Here is an 18868-nt window from a genome sequence, read left to right as displayed (position 1 = left end):
GCTCATTACCGTTGACCGACCCCCTATTTATGGATACGATGTAGCCATAATACGGGACCGTTTCCTGTGCAGTTCAGAGGGCTTGTGCCCTTGTGGTGACGGCCGGAGGTCAGAAACATGCCGAGCCAGGTGGATGTGCTTGTGGTGGGAGCTGGGCCCGCGGGTCTGGTCCTGGCGTGTGATCTGGCCCGCCGGGGCGTGGACGTCGGGATCATCAGCGCGTCCTCGGGTGGCTTCCCCGGGTCGCGCGCCAAGGGGGTGCAGCCGCGTACGCAGGAAGTTCTGGATGATCTGGGTGTCTTGCCCGCGTTGCGGTCGAGAGGCGCCCTCTATCCGAAGCTGGGTCTGCACCTTGGGCCGCTGGTGATCCCGAAGACGATGATGAAGCTGCACCGGGAATCCGATGCTGTTCCCTTTCCCAACGTCATGCTCGTCGCGCAGAACGACACCGACGAGGTCTTGCGCGATCGGCTTAGCGAGTTGGGCATCCAGGTGCAGTTCGACAGCCGGCTCACCGCTCTGACGCAGGACGAGGGAGGCGTCACGGCGACCGTCGAGGTGGCGGGCCGGGTCGAGACGATCCGGGCCAGGTATGTGGTCGGCGCCGACGGCGGTGCCAGTACTGTGCGCAACGCCGTCGGCATCGAGTTCGCTGGGACCACCGACGACAGCGACCGGATGGTCGTGGCCGATCTGGGGCTGCGCGGGCTGTCGCGCAGCTGCTGGCACATCTGGCCCGGCCTGCTGGGCACCCGGTTCATGGCCTTGTGCCCGATGCCCACCGGCTCGGACGCGTTCCAGCTGATGTTGAAGGTTGCGCCGTCAGCCGAGCCCGAGCTGACCATCGAACAGCTGCAAAAGACGATCACCGGTTTTCCCGGAGCCCGTCACGTCATCGTCGATGAGGTCCGGTGGACGTCGGTGTGGCGACCCAACATCCGTCTGGCCCAGCACTACCGGCAACGGCGGGTGCTCCTGGTCGGCGACGCCGCGCACGTCCATCCGCCTACCGGTGCGCAGGGCCTGAACACCGGAATCCAAGACTCTTACAACCTGGGCTGGAAGCTGGCCCAGGTGCTCGCAGGCGCACCACAGCCCCTTCTCGACAGTTACGAGGCAGAACGGCAACCGATCGCCGCCCGCGTGCTGGGACTGTCCAGCGAGTTGTACGCGAGCATGAAAGGCCGCCCGACCGCGGCGATGAGTCGAGGCGACGAGGAACGCCAGTTGTCGCTGTCCTACCGGGACGGGCCGCTGGCCGCCGAGGCCACCGACAGCCGACCGGGGCTGCGGGCCGGAGACCGGATGCCGGGCGTGCGGTGGCGTAACCCTGACGGCACCTCTCAGCACCTCTTCGACCACCTGCGTGGGCCGCACTTCACCTTGCTGGCGATCGGTGAAGGCGAGCCCGATCGGCTCGCCGGGATCGCCTGGCCCGGCAGCGGCGCGCCACTGCGCATCATCCAGATCAAGTCCGAGCAGGCCCGAGCAGTCGCTCACGACCTCGGCGTCCAGGCCCCGGTGGACGTTCTCGTCCGGCCGGACGGATACGTGGCCTTCGTCGCCCACGGCACCCTTGCCGCCGACCTGGCCGCGTTCGCTGCGCTCGCACTGCCCTAAACAACTTTCCCCGCCGCCCCATCCTTCCGGGAGCATTCATGTCCGATCAGCCGCGGGTCACTATCCGCGAGTTCACCGGCCGCCAGCCGGAGACGGAGCAGGCACTGGCCGGGCTTTCCGTGGAGTCCGCTGCGGGACTTCGGCAGTTCTCCCTGGAACGGATGCTGGGCTACGGCGTGGACTACGCCGACGCTGTCGAGTTACGCGGCCGGGTCCTGGCCGGGGACCGCTGGGCGGAGGCCGCCACCCGTCTGGCGGAGCAGTGCCTGCAATACGCCCAGGCCGCAGCGATCGAGGTCGTGCGGGCACCGTTCTTGTTGCGGGCCTCGGCCTTGCTACGGATGAGCCAGATGATGTTCCTCCAAGACACCGCCGAGCGCCGAGAAATCTACGCTCGCGCCGCCGTCCTGTACGCCGAAGCGGCCGTAATCCTTGGTGACCGCGAGCGCGTCAACGTCGACGGCCCGCAAGGCACCCTCGTCGGCTGGTGGTTCCACGCCACGCCGCAGCCCGTCGGTACGGTAGTGGTGATCGGCGGCGTCGAGGGCTGGGCCATGGACTTCGCCTCCATGGGCCTGGCCCTGGCCCAGCGCAACCTCAACGTGCTGGTGCTCGACGGCCCCGGCCAAGGCGAGACCCGGTTCACACACGGCCAATACCTGACCGCCGAATGGCGTGCCTCCTACGGCGCGGTTCTCGACTATGTCCAAAAGCGCGCCCCCGGCGTGCCGATCGGGCTGGTCGGCAACAGCATGGGCGGCAGCCTCATGATGGCCATCGCCGTCGCCGACGAACGTATCCGCGCCTGCTGCGACAACGGAGGTCTCGTCGCGCCCTCGATGGTGACGTCCAGCGTCGGCACCTTCCACACCAAGATGGTGCTGTTCTGCGGGACCAGCGATCCGGACGCCGCCGCCCGGATCTGGACCGACGTGAACCCGATCGCCGACGGCCCGAACACGGGCTACCCGCTCCTGATCGTGCACGGGTCCAAAGACCCACTGATCTCTGACGACCTCGCCACGGCGATGCTGACCCACGCGCCCACCGCAGACAAGGAGATGACGGTGTTCAGCGACGGCGACCACTGCATCTACAACCACCTTCAGGACCGCGACGCGCTGATCGGCGACTGGATGCGCGCCCGCCTCGCCACAGCCGGAGAATGACATGCGCATCATCGACTCCCAGATCCACCTGTGGACCGGCCCCGATGCTCCGCCGCACCACTGGCGAGCACCCTTCACAGCCGAGACCGCTCTCGCTGAAATGGACGCCGCTGGCATCGCCCAAGCCATCAACTGCCCGCCGATCTGGGACCTCAACGCCAGCGACTACGCCGCGTCCACCGCCGCCAACCACCCCACCCGGTTCGCCACCATGGCATGGTTCCCGCTCGACGCAGACAACCTCGACCAACTCGCCGCCACAACGGTCACCCAGCCCGGCGTGGTCGGCCTTCGGTTTCTCCTCGGCCCCGACGACGTCGCCCGCACCGTACACGGCGAACTCGACTCCCTGTGGTCGGCAGCCCACCACCGCGACCTTCCAGTGAGCCTGATGACGATGCCCGACGACCTGCCTGTCCTGGGAACACTCGCAGGACGGTTTCCACGGATGCGACTCATGATCGACCATCTAGGCGTCCTGCCACACCTCAAACTGCCCGATGCGGCCAAACACCTGGACACGCTGCTCGGCCTCGCGCATTACGACAACGTCGCAGTCAAGGCCACCGCCGTACCGAGCATGGCCACCGACGAATTCCCGTATGCCTCGACCCACGGCCTGCTCCGCCGCGTCCACCACGCCTACGGTTCCGAGCGCATGTTCTGGGGGACCGACATCACCAGGATGCGCAGCACCTGGACCGAATGCCTGACCATGTTCACTGACCATCTGCCGTGGCTCACCGGCAGCCAACTGGAACTCGTCATGGGCCAGGCGCTCGCGCAGTGGATCAACTGGCCATAGCCAACTCCATCCATGATGGGCTTCAACAGCGCTGACAGACGTTGTCCCGCAGCACAGACTTCGACGTGGTGCGACCCAACGGCAAAGAAATCGGCAACAGGTCCAGGCACTAGCGTCAGTTGCGACCCGTCGTTGAAGGTGACGCTAACCGGTCTGCCTGACGTTCCGGGCAGGTCGCTATCTTCATTGACACCTTGTGATCCTGCACGGACAGATCGACGTCGTCGTGGATGAGGCGGACGATGACGCCATCGAGCGAGGTGTCCGGCCAACGCTGGACGACCCGGGTGGCCGGTCCGGCGATAGGGCTAATGATCTTCGGGATTCTCGTCATGGCGCTGGCCGACAACGCGTTCATGGTCATCGTTGAATCGGTATTCATCGGGCTCGGTGGCGGTGCCCGTCGCCGCAACAACGGTCGCCGTGGAAGGTCAGATCGGCCAGCGGCGTGTGGAGATGCTCGCTGCGGTCGGCGATGTCGTAGTCGCGGGACCGCTGTGTGGACTGGCGTTCTCCTGGTCTGCCGTCATCGGCATTGGCTGGCACGAGGTGTACTTCCTGACGTTGCCGATGGGTCTGCTGTCGCTGGCGATCACCGCGATTAGCGGCCTAGTAGCCGCCCTGACACAGAATCGGTAGCCTCGGTTGCCGCGACGCATGCGCTGGTCATCCGGATGGCGGCAGGAAGCCGACCTGAGGAGAGTTGATGCTGCGGGCTGAGCGGCCTGATCGCCTCACGGCGATGAGTCCAGCGAACCAGCACGCCTCCAGCGTTCAATCCGGCCCCCTACGCTCGAAGCGCTGCGCCCGCCGTTGATCTCGAACGGCGGCAAGACTGCCCGGCCGCCGGGAATGATCTTGTTGCCGTTCGAGAGCTGTTCCTTCAGGGGATCGACGTACCAGTCAAGCCGAGTTCAGGGGCGCAGGCAATCAGTCCGACATCCGCCCGGGTTGCGCTGGCGACGGCCGATCGACACGATCTTCGACCGGGCGATGCGGACGGCTGGAAGGCATGTTGGCAGCTGGGGCGAATGTGCTGAGGCAGAATTAGGGGTCGTCCGGATTTGTTCTGATGCCGTCCGTCCTACTCGCGACCGCGATTATCGTTAGCTTGTAGTGACGGACTCAGGGGTATGAGCACAAGTCGACTGATCATTTTGTATGTCGCCGCCATGATTGTTTTGACCGTGGCGTATGTGCTGTGGCCTGCGGGCTCTTCGCTGCTGGTGGCCGGGGTGGCGGCGATCGCTGTTGGGGCCGTGGCGGTGGGCGTAGAACGCCACCGACCGCAGCGACGCGCGGCATGGATCTTGGTTGGCGCGTCGCTGGCCACGACCGCCGCAGCGCGCGTCACGTATGACGCGCTGCCCGGGCAGCCCGGGACGCTCAAGTCTGGGATCTGGAGCGTGTGGCTGCTGCACTTGGCCACACTCCTCGCGTTGGGATGCGCCGTGCTGGGCCTGGTCCGCACGGGCACTCGGCGCACCTCGGTGATCATCGACGCCGTGACGATCACCCTCGGCGCGGGCCTGCTGCTCGGTGTGCTGGTTGCGCTCCCATACGCGGGCCAGCCGGGTATCGGCGTGCTGTGGAAGGTCGTACGGGTGGCGTATGTCGCTCGTGACGTCGCGATCTTCACGTTGGCGGCGGTGCTGGCGATGACGGCGCGGGCAACGGCTTCCAGGGTCTTGCTGGAGATCGGTCTGGTGGCTGTAGTGGTTTACGACGTGCTGTTCCGGCTCGGTCGGATCCGCGGTGAGTGGCTGTCCGGGACGCCGCTGGATGTCATATGGCTGTTGTTCTTCGCCGCGGTCGGCGCCGCGGCGTTGGTGCCGTCGATGACCCATTTCGATCATCCGGCGGCCGTCGCGATGTCGTTGGCGGAACAGCCCACCCGCAGACGGCTCGGATTGGTGCTCGCTGCCGCGCTGATGCCCTCGATGGTGCTGGTGATCACCATCTTCGGGGTGCCGCGTTGGTATGAGAGCCTGCTCGCCGCTGCAGCGACCGCGGTGTTGCTGCTGATCTTCGCCCGGCTGCTGGACGTGACGTCACAGCTGCGGGCTCAGATTCGCGGGGAGCGGGTCGTCGGCGAAGCGGTGTCGGAATTCGCCTACGCGCATGACACGGCCGACATCGCATCCGTCGTGGATCGAGCCGTGCGGCGCCTGGTCAAACCAGGCCGGCCATACCGGGTCGCGTTGGTCCCGGCCGATGAGCAGTCGCCCATCCCCCCGGCCCTGGAGCCAAGCGGACGCAACGCAACCTGGTCATTCGCTCTCACGGACGCTGCGACGGGCCAACCTGACCATGCCGGCCCGCGACGGAGCACAGCCGAGCCACTGACAACCCCTGACGGCGTCGACAACGCCAATGTAATGGTCGTCGAAGCCGACCCGCGCACTCTGGCGGATCTGGGGTTACGACTGGAGGCTCTGGCAATACAGGCAGGCCTGGCCTTGCAGCGCATCGGGCTCGACAGGCAGATCGCGCGGCACACACGAGAGACCTATTTCCGCACGCTGGTGCAGAAGAGCACCGACATCATCCTGATCATCGACGACGACGACGGAATCCGGTATGCGACACCCTCGGCATTCTCGCTGCTGGGACAGCGGTCGCTGGATGGGGAGTCCGTGCTGAACATGGTGGAACCGCTGAGCCGGGCAGCGGCGGCGGAACTGCTCGCCCGTGCCCGTCGCGGCGCAGCGCAACAACCATCGGCCTCGGGCCCGTATTCGCTTGAGCGCGTTGACTGGACGCTGTCATCGGCTGACGGAGCGATCGCGCACGTCGAGGTCTCCTGCCGCGACCTGCGCTCGGACCCGTCGATTGGCGGGCTTGTCCTCACTTTGCGCAACGTCACCGAGCAGAGACGGCTGGAGCACGAACTCGCCCAGCGCGCATTGCACGACCCGCTGACCGGACTGGGCAATCGGCTGCTGTTCACCGGACAGCTCGATGCCGTCCTGGCGAAGCCGGACCGTGCTGATGCCGTCGCCGCGGTGCTTTTCGTCGACCTTGACGACATGAAGCTGATCAACGACGGATTTGGCCACGAAGTGGGCGACACCGTTCTGACCGCGGTCGCTCGCCGTCTGACCGATTTCCTTGTCGAGCGGAACGGGCCTGCGCAGGACACAGCCGCACGGCTCGGAGGCGATGAGTTCGCGGTCCTGCTGACCGGGATCGCGGACCCGCGGAGTCTCGAGCTGGCCGCTAGCGCCCTGACCGTCGAGCTGGCCCAGCCCATCGACGTGGCCGGCGCAGAGATACCGTGCGGCGCTAGCGTCGGGGTCGCGACGACCGTCGATGCAAGGACCGCCCGCGACCTGCTGCGCAACGCTGATCTGGCGTTGTACGCGGCGAAGGGAACCGGCAAGAGCCAATGGCGGCGCTACGAGCCGTGGATGCGCCGGAGTCTGATGGACCGGCTGGCGTTGCGCACCTCCCTCGAGCACGCGGTCGACAACCACGAGTACTTCCTGGAATATCAGCCGATCGTCGAGTTGCAGTCGCGGACCACTGTCGGCTTCGAGGCACTCCTACGCTGGCAGCATCCGACCCGTGGACGCTTGTCGCCGCACGCCTTCATCGGCGTCGCCGAGGAGACCGGCCTCATCACCAGGATCGGAGATTGGGTCCTCACAACATCGCTGGACGCGGCACGCCGCTGGGGCGAACAGACCGCAGGCCGGGCGCCATACGTCGCCATCAACGTCTCCGCCCGCCAGTTCCGCAACGAAACCTTCGCCGGCTCGTTCCGCCGGCTGCTGGCCGAAAGCGGACTACCGTCCGACCGCGTGGTGCTGGAGATCACCGAAAGCCTGCTGCTCGGCGAGGACGATCGGATCAGGTCCGACCTGCAACGGCTACGGTCGGCCGGCGTGCGCATCGCGATCGACGATTTCGGAACCGGATACTCGGCGTTGAGCTACCTACGCCACGTGCCGCTAGACATCGTCAAACTGGACCGGGCATTCATCACCGCCATGACCAAGTCCGGAAAGCAGCGCGAACTGGTCGCGGGCATTGTGACGCTGGCCAGAATCCTCAACCTGCAAGTCATCGCCGAAGGCATCGAAACGCAGAGTCAGGCTGAGGCGGCCCGGCAGGCCGGCTGCGACTTCGGCCAAGGATTCCTGTTCAGCCGACCCCTGCCCGACCCGGAAGCTGTGCGGTGGGCGGTGGGCGAGGTCGTCCCCGGAGCCGATGGTTGAGGGTGCACGCCTCAAACCCCGCCATTGGTCCATGGCGCATGGGAGTGCTGCGGGAACAGCCCCAGACAACCGCGTCGTCCTGCCATCGTGCATACGCGTACGGCGGCCGCATGAGATCGCCGGGATAGATAGCCAGAATTCGGGACTCTCGTAGGTCTCGACATCGTCCGGGCCGCTCCTGTCCACCAACCAGTTGATGGACAGCGCAGCCTCAGCAGTGTCTGCGACGAGCCCCATTCATCCATTCACGATGGATCCGACTTGCGTCAGGTGACTGTCGCAGCCGGGCATCGGCTTGATCGTGGGACACGTCGAATCACGCCGGGGTTATCCGGTCGACAATGTTTCTGGGCGCGCAGCCTCAGCGTCGATATCACGTCGCGCCAGCGAACCGCTCCTGCGGTCAGCTAGCCCCATGTGGTCGACATCGGCCAGTCGAGAGCGGATCTCTCGCTGGTCGGCAGCTTGCTCTCGGTCTTTGATGCTGGACTGTTGGCACCAAAGCCTTTCTCGTTCGGCCAAACTCTGTCGGGATCTTGTTCGCTTCGGCGGTCGGCGCACGCACCGCGCGGGACCGCCGATGTCGCCGGGACCGCGACTGGTCAGGCGGGTGGCCCCGTTGAGCGTTATGCGACTAGGTGTCGCTGTCAGACTGGTCGCGTGGCCTTGCCGTCCAGCCAGAGGGTGTCGGTGGCGTCGCGGTGTGTGCCGTCTGTTCCGACGTGTTTGGTGCTGATCTTCGGCCCCTTCGTGATGACGTGGACCAGGGCCATCGCGTGTCCGCGCCCGAGGCCGTATTCTTCTTTCAACCAGTCGATGATCGCGCCGGCTTTCACGCCGTCTGCATCGTAGCCGAGTTGTTTGGCCTGCTCGACCAGGGTACGCGGGGTCTTTCCGGTCTTGTCCTCGATCGCGTCGAGGTAGGCCTGGAACGACATGGGGTATGCCTCCGAAACAGTTGTGCTGGTGAACGACACCGGTGGCAGGCGGCCGCCGTGTCCGGATTGTCTGGCCGTGCGGTCGCCCTCGGTGGCGAACAGCCGGGCGGTCGGAACACCTCCAGCTGCAGGTTGCGGATCATACCGGGGTCGGGTTGTGCCTGGACGACGGGTTGCCGGCCGTCGCCGACGAGGTTGCCTTTCCGTGTTCGCTGGGGTGCGCCGGAATGAGGTTCACGGCGTACGCCGGGCCAGTTCGCCGATCCTGGTCCAGGCGGGGGAGGATGCACCGGCGGCGACATTGGCCAGGCGGGTGATCGCCGGGGCGGGTGCGGGTCCGTCGTCCTCGCCCGCCTGTCGTGAGCCGTACCAGTGGTGGGTGCGTTCGGCCAGCTCGGGCAGGCGGGGATCGTGCGGTGACCAGTCGAAGGCGGCGTCGTAGTCGCGATACAGCTGCTGGAACTCGGGGTCGGTGATGGCCGAGGTCTTGTCGGCGATCCAGGCGGCCGCCTCCTGTGGTGCCGCCGATTGCAGCAGGATCCACAGGTCGCGTTCGAGGAGGATGCTGCGTTCGCTGATGCCGAGCCGGCGTAGCTGGTCGAGGTACTCGGCGACCTCGGGCGTCACGAACAGTCGGTCGCCGTGGTCGAGCGCGGCGATCCGCTGCCGGGTCAGCTGGATCCGCTCGGCTCGTTGGGCCAGGTTGTGGTCGATCTCGTCCAGCGCGGCGCTGAACCGTTCGGGGGTGGCTTTCAGCAGCTCTTTGATCCGGGCCAGCGGCACCCCGGCTTCGGCCAGGGTGCGGATTTTGACCAGCTGGATCGCGTGGTCGGCGCCGTAGCGTCGATAGCCGGAGGAGTCGCGTGGCGGCTCGGGCAGCAGGCCCCGGTCGTGGTAGACGCGTACCGCTTTGATCGTCACGCCCGTGTAGTCGGCGAGCTGGCCGATGGTCAGCAGATGCCGCCCCGCGGCCAGCTCGTCGTTCATATGTCGCATCGTGTCAGACGGCGGTGCGCCGGGTCATGCGACCGCCGGCACACCGGTACGCCGCTTCGCAGTGGTAGGAGATCAGGTAGTGCGGCGGCAGCCCGTCGAGGGGGATCCCGGCCGGGGCGAACAGGTCCTTGCCGATCGGCACGTATCGCAGGGGCGGTGCGGTGAGCGGTCCGCCGATGAACCCGGTGAAGATGCGTTCCTGTACCTGGTCGTGCGGTTCGTAGGTGATCTGCTCCTCCAGTGCGCCGTCGACGACGCTGACGTCGATGCGTAGCTGGTTGGAGCGGTAGGTTCCCGCGTACGGTGCGAGGTCGACGGTCTGAGGTGCGTAGGTGGGTGTTTCCACCGGGCCGAATAGCCCGGCCAGCCACAGCAGCAGCTCGTCGTGCAACGCCAGGGCACGCGAGTCGTTGCCGTACGCGGCGAATACCAGGTCGTGTTCGGGCACGACGACCAGCACCGCCACGCCGCCGGGCGAGGCGCCGGACATGGTGAGGACCGTAGTGCCGCCGAGCGAGCGCACCAGCCAGCCGTGACCGACCGGCGAGGTGTTCGGCGTACCCGTGTCGAAGGCGACCGACCGCATCCGGGCAACCGATTCCGCCGACAGCAGGCGGGCTCCCGACGGGCCGATGCCGTCGTTGAGGTGGGCGCGGCCGAACGCGAGCAGGTGGGCGATCGTGCCGATCGCGGTGCCACCGGCCGGTCCCCAGGTCGGTGGCAGGGTGAACATGCCAGTCGGCCGGACGGCTCCGGTGGCCGGATCCGGGAAATGCCCGATCGCGGTGGAGCGCAGGATCGCGCGCTCAGCGGAGGTGCACGCGTCGGCCATCCCAGCGGTCGCGAAGACGTCCCGCTCGAGAAGCTCGTGATACGGCTGGCCGGTGACGACCTCCAGCAGCCGGCCGGCGACGATCATGCCGCCGTTGGAGTAGCTGACACATTCGCCGGGCTCGAAAAGCGCGCCGCATTCGCGGCCCAGCCGTTCCACGTAAGTCTTGAGGGCGTCGCGGCCCGACGCGTCGGGGAAGAACAGGTCGGCGTCGATGCCGCTGGTGTGGGTGACGAGGTGGCGAACCTGGATCTTCTCGGCCGCGCCCGGCACCGCCAGCCGGAACTCCGGCAGGTAGTCGACGACCGGCGCGTCGAGGTCCAGCGTTCCCCTCTCGACTTGCTGGAACACGACCGTGGTGGTCATGATCTTGGTGATGGATCCAATCAGGAAGCCGGTGTCCTGTCGCATCGGCGCCCCGGTGGCCTTGGGGGTGAGCACTCCGGTGCGACCGCTCGCCGGGTCCTCGGTGCGGCTTGCGCGTGTCGTCCAACGGGGCCGACGCTAGTGCACGCCTCCGGGTCCGTGGCGTACGCGGCGTGAAGACGAGGTTCCGCTGCCCGAACGAGGCGGTGGCTGCACGCCCGCGTAGCGGGTCAACCGCCTTCACGCTGTGGGCTGATGACGCTCCAGGCGAACAGTTCGAGCACGATCCATACGGCGGTGCCTTCGGCGGCGAGCAGCCCGATGAGGACGAGTAGCTGCGTCGCGCCAGCCTGCAGCGGGCTGCCGCCGCCGAGCAGGACGCCGACGAACGCGCCGGGGAGCGTGACCAGCCCGACGGTCCTGGTCTGATCGAGCGCCGGGTGCAACGCCCGGCCGGCGGGATTGCGGCACAGTTCGCGGACGGCGGCCGATTCGACGAATCCGAGCGACAACAGCGCCTCGAACTCACCGCGCCGTCCGATCAGCGTGTCCATCACCTGACGGCCCGACAGCGACGTCGCGGTCATCGCCCCGCCGATGAGGATCCCGGCGATCGGCACGATCGCGATGGGGCTTGCCGGAACAGTCCCTGTCGCCAGGATCAAGGCCAAGACAGGTCCCGCACCGGAAACGATCGCGATGCCCACTGACCACGCACGACGCTGCCTGCCGATCCGGCGGGCGCTGGTGACGGTGGCGACGACGACCATCAGCGCGATGAACGCGACTGTGGCGCCCCAGCGGGTGAGGACCCAGGCCAGGATCGCCGACACGACCGCCAGTTGAGCGACGGCGCGCAAGGTCGCGGTCAAGATCGCCCGCCAGACATGTAGCCCGGCGATGGCGGTGACCGCCGCTGCGGCGAGGGTGAGGACGGCCAGTACGATGCCGAAGGTCACGCTGAACTGCACACCGGTCGAACTCACCGTGCTCTTGTCTCCTGTTGTCTGAGCGGCAGGCGCTGCTCGTGCGGACTGGTCAGTGGGCGATGTCGGCGGCGATCTGGCTGACCGGATCCGCAAGCGCGTTGATCGAGTCTGACAGCGTCTTCAGGTCGGCGGCGGTGAGCTGGTTGTGCAGCTTCCAGTGTCACCGGTTGCGTAACGGTTCAGGGTGGTGTGGGCCTGCTGGAACTGGGCATCGAGCGTGGTGACCAGCTCCGGTGGTCGATGCGGCGACGGAGGGCTTGTCGGCGGCGGCATGGGCCGCGATCTTCGGTCGGCGGAATAGGAACTCGGCCCGCTCCGGCAGGCCGTAGGCAGCCCAGGCGACACACCCGTGTCCGATCAGCGTCGGCGCGTCACGAGCAGGGCCGACATCGCCAGCCATGCCAGCCCGGGCAGCCATCCGCCGGCCACATCGGACACGTAGTGGACGCCGAGCGCCACCCGGCTGAACCCGACGAGCGCAACCAGCGCCGCCACCGTGGATGCCGCGACCTCCAGACGTCGTTGCGGCAACAGCGGCAGGCATAGCCACAGGATCGCCCCGTAGGAGACCGTCGAGCCCAGTGCGTGGCCACTGGGAAAGCTCAACGTGGCCGGCGGCGCGACGAGCACATGAGCGACGACGGGACGTGCCCGGTCCATCAGCAGCTTCAGTACTGGACCCACCAGCAGCGGGGCGAGCTCGGCGACGGCCAGGAACGCAGCCGCCCGCCACCAGCGCCGCGCGACGATGACTATCGCCGTGATGGTCATGACACTGGCGAGCATGGTCGTCGACCCGAGCGTCGTGATCACTCGCAGGGTGGTCAGCTGACCAGGGTGCGAACTCACTCCGCTCGTCAGCCACTCGGCGACTCGCTGATCGAGGATGATCAGGGGCGGCCAGCCCAACCACACCGCCGTCATCAACGCGCTGAAAGCGATCCCCGCCAGCACGGCGACCACCGCCGCTGTATGCCGCGGACGGTCGGCGAGCTGCGCTGGCGACGGGGCGCACGGCAGCACCGTCACAGGGTCGGCCGATCTGCCGCCAGCGAACGCCATCAGATCCCATCCCGGGCTACTGCCTGGGCGAGGTTTTGCGGTGGCGTCGGGCCGTGCGCCATCCCGCCAGCGCCAGCGCCATCCCGACGGAGGCGGCCACAAGGAACAGCACGACGGCGACCGTGACAATCACGGATGTGGGCGACCAGGTGACGCCTCGGCTGCTCGCCATCGGTGGCAGACGGGAAACAGCGAGCCACCCGTGCCTGGCCGGGCCCGTCACCGTAGTAATCACCTGCGCCAGCCCTTCGTGTGGTCGATGCGGTGATCACGGCTGCGGCGTATCTGCCGCGGGACCGTCTGCGGGCTTCGAACCCGCCGCAGTCTTGCGGGCGCGTCGCCGCCCCCGCAAGAGTTCGATCGCGACCGGGACGAACGAGACCGCGACGATCGCTACAAGGATGACCTCGATATTGTTGGCCACCACGGGCAGCTGGCCGAGGAAATAGCCGGCGACGGTGACCACGGTTCCCCAGGCCACACCGCCGGCGATGTTGTAGAGGACGAACGTGCGGTAGCGCATCTCGGCGGTGCCGGCGACGATCGGTGCGAACGTGCGTACCAGCGGAACGAACCTGGCCAGGACGATCGACCGGGCGCCGTGGTGGTCGAAGAAATGCTGGGCCTGCGTCAAGTATCGCTGCTTGAACAGCCGGGCGTCCGGTTTACGGAACAGCCCCGGACCGACCTTGCGCCCGAACAGATATCCGACCTGGTCGCCGATGATCGCCGCGACGCAGATCGCCGCGATCACCACCCACAACGGGTAGTGCAGGTAGCGATCCGAAGCCACCAGGAGGCCAGCGGTGAACAACAGCGAGTCGCCGGGCAGGAAAAAACCGACAAGCAGACCCGACTCGGCGAAGACGATCACCATGATGCCGATCAGCCCGAACGCCGAGATCAGCTGTGTGGGGTCGAGCACCCCAGACGTGGTCGAGGCGAGCTGACTCACCATGTCCATCCTCCCCGGCGGCCGTCATATCGGTGTCTTTCGGCGGGTGCCCCAAGCGGCTGCGTGGGTCGCCGCCGTCGAGCGGCCGCTTCTCGCCGCCGACCTGGGCACATCCCGCATATGAGCAGGTCTGCTCCTACAGGGCAGTAGGTTATGGAGGCGAAGCTGAGAATCCGATGAACCGCGCCTGCCGTGACCTGGCCCACCCGGGCGGGCCCTCGCCGCGGTTCACCGCTCGCGGGCGAACTCGGGGTCCGGCCGCGCGTGCCGGGCGCCGAACAGCGCCGCCACAGCCAGGGATCCGATCGCCGCGGCGACGACCAGGGCGGTGTACGCCCACGCGACCGACGGATGGTCCGGCGGCGGGTCGAACACTCCGTGCAACACCTGCACCAGCATCACCGTGATGATCCCGGCGGACGCGGCACCCAGCACCAGCGCGGCGACGATGATTACGAACGCCTCCGCGGCCACGAAGCCGAACAGGTGCCGGCGGCGGGCGCCGATCAGGGCCGCCAGGGTGAAGGTGCGCCGCCGTTCGGCGAGTGTCAGCGCGAACAGCAGCCCGGCTGTGGCCAGCACCAGGACGATCGCGAACGACGTCTCGATCCGGGCGAGGCCGGTCAGGTCGACGGCGGTGAGGCTGGATCCGATGGTGGCTGCCGTGGTGGTGATGTCGGTGATCGTGGCCTGCGCGCCGAGTCGCTTCCGCATGGCTTGGGCGGTGGCCGCCGGTCTGGCTGCGCTGACCAGGTAGGTGGTCGTGGTCGGCGCCCCGCCGACGTGATTGAGGTATGCGGCGTTGGCGACGAAGAAGCTGTCTTTCGGCGCGGTGGGGAACTCGGTGACCACGCCGGCGTAGTGGAACGTCGCCGTCGATGCCGCGGTGCCGGAGCCGTTGATCCGCAACGTGATCGGGTCACCCGGTCGCAGTTGATAGTCGGCGACCGTCTCGGCCGAAGCCAAGATCGCGTCGGGTTGCCGGGCCAGCCGGTCGAGCAGCTGGTTAGCTGACCCGCCGGTAAACCAGCTGTCTTGCAGCCCGACCGTGCGAATGCCCGCTGGGTCAACCCCGAACAGGTCTTGCAGATCCGCGCCGACGTAGGCGTACCGGTGCTGCAGCGGCTGCGCGGAGCGGACACCGGCCACGGATGCGACGGTCTCGACCGGTGCGGTCGTGGTGACGGTCACGTCCGCGCCGTTTGTCAGCCGGGCGTCGACGGTGGCCTGCTGCTGGTAGGTGCGGGTGAAGGTGGCTGTGCTGATGGCGAATGCCAGGGTGACCACCAGCAGCGTCACCGTGCGGGCGATCAGCGCCCGCTGGTGGGTCAGCATCGACGTGCCGGTTGCCGCCAGCGGTCGGCCGGTCCAGACGCGCACCAGCGCACCGGCGACCGGCCGGCCGCGGGTCAGCAGCACCATGGTCAGCCCGTACGCGCCGCTGGTTACCGCGATCCACAGCAGCGCCGGTGCGGTGAACGCCCCATAGTCGACCGAGATCGCCGCCACTCCTTCCGGGGCGAGGACCAGGTTGTAGCTGTGCCCGCGAGTGTGCTGCCAGACCAGTGCGCTCATGGCCGCGCACACCACTGCGGCGACTGGGTAGACCGCCTTTCGGCGTGGCGTGGCGACGACGGCGCGTGCCGCGTGGATCTCTGTTGACCGCACCTCGCGCCACGCCGGGACGGCCACCGACACGACGGTGACCGCGATCCCGGCCAGACTCGCCACGAGCGCAGCGGACCGGAACCCGCCGGTTGCGGCGCCACCGCCCACAGCGGCTGCGGCGATGCCGAGCAGACAGCCCAGCACCGCGACCAGGGCCGCTTCGCCGCCGGCCAGCAGCAGCAGCTGGCCGGTGGTGGCCCCGCGGGTGCGGGCCAGGGCATAGTCGCGGCGCCGGCGAGTCGCGCCAGTGGCGGCGATGACCGCCGTGATCCCCGCTGCGACCGCCACTGCAGGCAAGCCCAGGAAGAAGAACAACACCGTCGCGTACGAGGCGTCGGAACGGGCCGCGTCGAGGGTGGCGGCCAGGTTGTCGCCGGTGTGACCGAGCCCGTGCAGCACCGCGTCGAGGTGGTGCGAGGCGGCGGTCTCCGCGACATATGCGGCCGACGGGGAGGAAGGCAGCGGGTGATCACGGCGCACGTGCAGCTGCGTCGACAGCGCCTGCCCGTGGGACGACGCCATTGGGCCCACGATCACCTGGCTGTACAACGCAGATGGCAGGATCAGCACGTTGTCCGGTGGCGCGGTCGGCTGCGCCGACGGCGGCGCGTCCACATCCTGGAACAGGGTGTTAGCCTGCGGCAGATCAACGACCGCGCCGACGGTGACCGTCGCCGGCGGCAGACCGGGACGGTGCACGGCGACCTGCGATCCCGGCGCGGCATGCAAGTTCGACGCGGTCTGCTGGGCTATCAGCACCCCGGCCGGATCACCGGACAGAACCCTGATCTGACCCGCGAACACGTCCCGGTATCCGGCTGGAATTCCCAGAACGACGGCGTCGGCGGTCGTGTGCTGCTCGTCGCCGCTGCGCGCCGACAGCCCGGGAAGCCGCGCGTAGGAGACCGGAAACACGGCGGCGGTGCCCGGCTGCGTGGTGACCGCCGACCGCACCTTCGCGACGTCGGCGCCGGGGGACACGGCGACCTGCCAGTCAACGGCGACCCGGCTGACCGCCCGCGCAGTCATCGACGACTGTGACGTGGTCACGAACTGGTCCAGGTACGCCGTCAGTGCGACCGCCGCTGCGACGGCCAGCGCGGCGGCCACGATCCGTGCGCCACGGCGGCGGATGAGACCAGACATCCACAACAACAGCATCACGGTGCCTCTTGGACGGTGGTGGGGGCCGGCTCGGTGAATAGGTCCCCGTCGCGCATGTGCCAGCGTCGGGCGAAGGCGCCAGCCACGGCCGGATCGTGGGTGGCCACCACCAGCGCGGCGCCGGCGGATCTCGCTGCCTGCTGCAACGTGCCGATGACGTGCCGGGCGATGTCATGGTCGAGGTGGCCGGTGGGCTCGTCAGCGACGATCAACCGCGGCCGGGCGGCGATGGCCCGGGCGACGGCGGCGCGCTGAGCCTGCCCGCCCGACAGCTCACCGGGCATCCGGTCACGCAGATCGCCGATCCCGACCATCGCCAATGCGGCTTCGGCGGCCCTGGCCGCCTGCGGCTCGGCGTGACCGGCCAGCAGCAACGGCAGTTGGACGTTCTGCACGACAGTCAGTGACTCCAGCAAGCTGGGCTGCTGGAACACCACCGTTATCAGTGTCCGGTCCAGCCTCGGGTCGCCCAACAGACCCGGCCAGGTGATCGAACCCGCCGCGACCGGTAGCAGCCCGGCGATCAGGTGCAACAGCGTCGACTTACCCGAGCCGGACACGCCGGTCACGGCGATCTGCTGTCCGGCGCGGATGGCGAACGTCGCGTCGCGTACGGCACGCAGCGATCCGAACCGACACTCGGCGCGAGCGGCCGCGACGAGGGTGGGCGTCATCTGCTGCGGGGCGGTCACCGGACCTCCCCCAGCTGGTCGATGCGGCTGATCTGACCGTCGGCCAGGTGCACCACCCGGTCGCAGACAGCCAGCACGCGGGGGCTGTGGCTGGCGATGACGACGGCGGTGCCGCCGTCTGCGGCCAGGCGCAGCAGGCCCAGGACCTGCCGCTCGCTGCCGGAGTCGAGCTCCGCGGTGGGCTCGTCGGCCAGCACAACCGGTGGATCGTTGACCAGCGCGACCGCCAGCCCCGCCCGGGCGGCCTGGCCGCCTGACAGCTGCCGCGGCAGCATATTTTCGGTTCCGGCCATGCCGACCTGAGCCAGGCGACCGGACACGTCCGGCGGCGCCACGGTGGTACCGGACAGGCGGGCGGCCAACCGCATGTTCTGCCCGACCGTCAGATGGTCCAGCAGGTTGCCGTACTGGAACAGGATGCCGACGGACCGGGCTCTGATCGCTGCCCGCTCGGTTTCCGGCCGGTGACTGATCACCAATCCATCGACCACCACCGAACCACCGTCCGGCTCGTCCAACCCGCCCAGCAACGCCAGCAGCGTCGACTTGCCGGACCCGGACGGGCCCGCGACGGCGACCAGTTCACCGGCGTCGACGCTGAGCGACACCCCGACCAATGCGAATATCTCCTCACCGGCCGCCCGATAGAACCGGAACAGCCGATGCGCCGTCAGGACTTGCGCAGCTGCGCCCGGCTGGTCGCCGCAGTTGGTGTCGAGGGCGCCGACGCGGCTCATGTGAAGGCCACCGAGTCGGTCACGATCCGCCAGGGGTCGACGTTGTCGGCACCGTGCGGGCCCGCCAGCGTGACCGTGACCAGCAACCCTTGGTGGAAGAACTGGTACCGTTCCACATCATCATTGATGATCTTGCCGGTGACGGGGTCGGCCGGGGCGTCGCTGCGATAGGTCGTCAGGATGACCGGCCCGGCCGGGCGTGACACCGTCGACACCGCTCCGCCGGCGAATCCATGAGCGTGCGTCTTCAGATCTGCCAGGTCCGTACGGGCGCTGTCCTCGTTCGGCGCGGTCGCCGTGTGGCTTTCCCGCAACCGGATGCTGTTGAGCTTGTCGGTCAGCACGGTCGAGCCGTCCGCATCAGTGGTGGTCGCCCAGCCCTCCGGGACTTTGATGGTGAACCCCGGCAGACCTGAATAGGTGACGAACGCCTGGCTGTCGGGAATGTCGCCGATGGGATTGGAGTCGCTCGGTGCAGACGACACCGGGGCAGGCCCACCGCAGGCGGCCAAACCCGCCGCCAGCAGGCCCGCCAAACCGGCCGCGGCAGCCGCCCATCGAAGTCGCATCGTGGTCATACCTGCCGACGCTAGGCAGTGCGTCCTGAGACCCGCCTGAAACGCCCGGGCGGCGAGGTGGCAGGTGCGGTTCAGCG

Annotated in this window: 16 protein-coding genes; 5 read left to right on the top strand and 11 right to left on the bottom strand. The window is 68.0% G+C overall.

What is annotated here, in order from left to right:
- The first annotated feature begins 117 nt into the window (after window positions 1–117).
- The 3 genes from HDA40_RS10000 to HDA40_RS09990 are packed head-to-tail and all read left to right on the top strand — an operon-like array spanning window position 118 to window position 3594.
- Entirely contained in the window at window positions 118–1620 is a 1503-nt protein-coding gene (locus tag HDA40_RS10000) for an FAD-dependent monooxygenase (protein ID WP_275978215.1), read from the top strand.
- Window positions 1621–1658: 38 nt separating this feature from the next.
- The gene (locus HDA40_RS09995; protein WP_253754250.1) at window positions 1659–2789 is read left to right on the top strand and encodes an alpha/beta hydrolase; all 1131 of its coding nucleotides are present in this window, start codon (window positions 1659–1661) and stop codon (window positions 2787–2789) included.
- Window position 2790: 1 nt separating this feature from the next.
- Complete coding sequence (locus HDA40_RS09990) at window positions 2791–3594, top strand: amidohydrolase family protein (protein ID WP_253754248.1); 804 nt, start codon at window positions 2791–2793, stop codon at window positions 3592–3594.
- 115 nt (window positions 3595–3709) lie between these two features.
- Here the strand turns inward: HDA40_RS09990 and HDA40_RS09985 are convergent, their stop codons facing one another.
- Window positions 3710–3958: a hypothetical protein gene (locus HDA40_RS09985; RefSeq protein WP_253754246.1), complete on the bottom strand. Its 249-nt coding sequence runs from the start codon at window positions 3956–3958 to the stop codon at window positions 3710–3712.
- A 26-nt stretch (window positions 3959–3984) separates the two neighbouring features.
- Between HDA40_RS09985 and HDA40_RS09980 the strand changes: the two genes are divergently transcribed.
- Together HDA40_RS09980 and HDA40_RS09975 are read left to right on the top strand one after the other, a co-directional pair.
- On the top strand, window positions 3985–4233 hold the full coding sequence (locus HDA40_RS09980) for a hypothetical protein (protein ID WP_253754244.1): 249 nt from the start codon (window positions 3985–3987) through the stop codon (window positions 4231–4233).
- Between the two features lie 494 nt (window positions 4234–4727).
- Entirely contained in the window at window positions 4728–7814 is a 3087-nt protein-coding gene (locus tag HDA40_RS09975) for a putative bifunctional diguanylate cyclase/phosphodiesterase (protein ID WP_253754242.1), read from the top strand.
- A gap of 647 nt (window positions 7815–8461) precedes the next feature.
- Here HDA40_RS09975 and HDA40_RS09970 read toward each other — a convergent pair.
- The 10 genes from HDA40_RS09970 to HDA40_RS09925 form a co-directional block, all read right to left on the bottom strand.
- Complete coding sequence (locus tag HDA40_RS09970) at window positions 8462–8752, bottom strand: DUF4287 domain-containing protein (protein ID WP_253754240.1); 291 nt, start codon at window positions 8750–8752, stop codon at window positions 8462–8464.
- Between the two features lie 234 nt (window positions 8753–8986).
- Window positions 8987–9739 carry a MerR family transcriptional regulator gene (locus HDA40_RS09965; protein WP_253754238.1) on the bottom strand — a complete coding sequence of 251 codons (753 nt, stop codon included), beginning with the start codon at window positions 9737–9739 and terminating at the stop codon, window positions 8987–8989.
- Between the two features lie 13 nt (window positions 9740–9752).
- The gene (locus HDA40_RS09960; RefSeq protein WP_308197684.1) at window positions 9753–11021 is read right to left on the bottom strand and encodes a serine hydrolase domain-containing protein; all 1269 of its coding nucleotides are present in this window, start codon (window positions 11019–11021) and stop codon (window positions 9753–9755) included.
- 155 nt (window positions 11022–11176) lie between these two features.
- Complete coding sequence (locus tag HDA40_RS09955) at window positions 11177–11932, bottom strand: ABC transporter permease (RefSeq protein WP_253754234.1); 756 nt, start codon at window positions 11930–11932, stop codon at window positions 11177–11179.
- Window positions 11933–12292: 360 nt separating this feature from the next.
- Window positions 12293–12997, bottom strand: a complete 705-nt coding sequence (locus HDA40_RS09950; protein WP_253754232.1) for a phosphatase PAP2 family protein — start codon at window positions 12995–12997, stop codon at window positions 12293–12295.
- Between the two features lie 268 nt (window positions 12998–13265).
- Window positions 13266–13952 (bottom strand): VTT domain-containing protein, encoded by a 687-nt coding sequence (locus tag HDA40_RS09945; protein WP_253754230.1) that lies wholly within the window; start codon window positions 13950–13952, stop codon window positions 13266–13268.
- Window positions 13953–14180: 228 nt separating this feature from the next.
- On the bottom strand, window positions 14181–16781 hold the full coding sequence (locus HDA40_RS09940; protein ID WP_253754228.1) for an FtsX-like permease family protein: 2601 nt from the start codon (window positions 16779–16781) through the stop codon (window positions 14181–14183).
- Window positions 16781–17476 (bottom strand): ABC transporter ATP-binding protein, encoded by a 696-nt coding sequence (locus HDA40_RS09935; protein ID WP_253754226.1) that lies wholly within the window; start codon window positions 17474–17476, stop codon window positions 16781–16783. Before HDA40_RS09935 ends, HDA40_RS09940 begins: the two co-directional genes overlap by 1 nt.
- Window positions 17473–18213 carry an ABC transporter ATP-binding protein gene (locus HDA40_RS09930; RefSeq protein WP_253754224.1) on the bottom strand — a complete coding sequence of 247 codons (741 nt, stop codon included), beginning with the start codon at window positions 18211–18213 and terminating at the stop codon, window positions 17473–17475. Before HDA40_RS09930 ends, HDA40_RS09935 begins: the two co-directional genes overlap by 4 nt.
- Complete coding sequence (locus tag HDA40_RS09925; protein ID WP_253754222.1) at window positions 18210–18791, bottom strand: hypothetical protein; 582 nt, start codon at window positions 18789–18791, stop codon at window positions 18210–18212. The genes HDA40_RS09930 and HDA40_RS09925 overlap by 4 nt, the downstream gene beginning before the upstream one ends.
- Window positions 18792–18868: the final 77 nt, after the last annotated feature.

It is taken from the genome of Hamadaea flava, from assembly GCF_024172085.1.
Classification (GTDB): Bacteria; Actinomycetota; Actinomycetes; order Mycobacteriales; family Micromonosporaceae; genus Hamadaea; species Hamadaea flava.
Note: the sequence above shows the minus strand (reverse complement) of the source record. Positions and strands in the feature narration are given on the sequence as shown.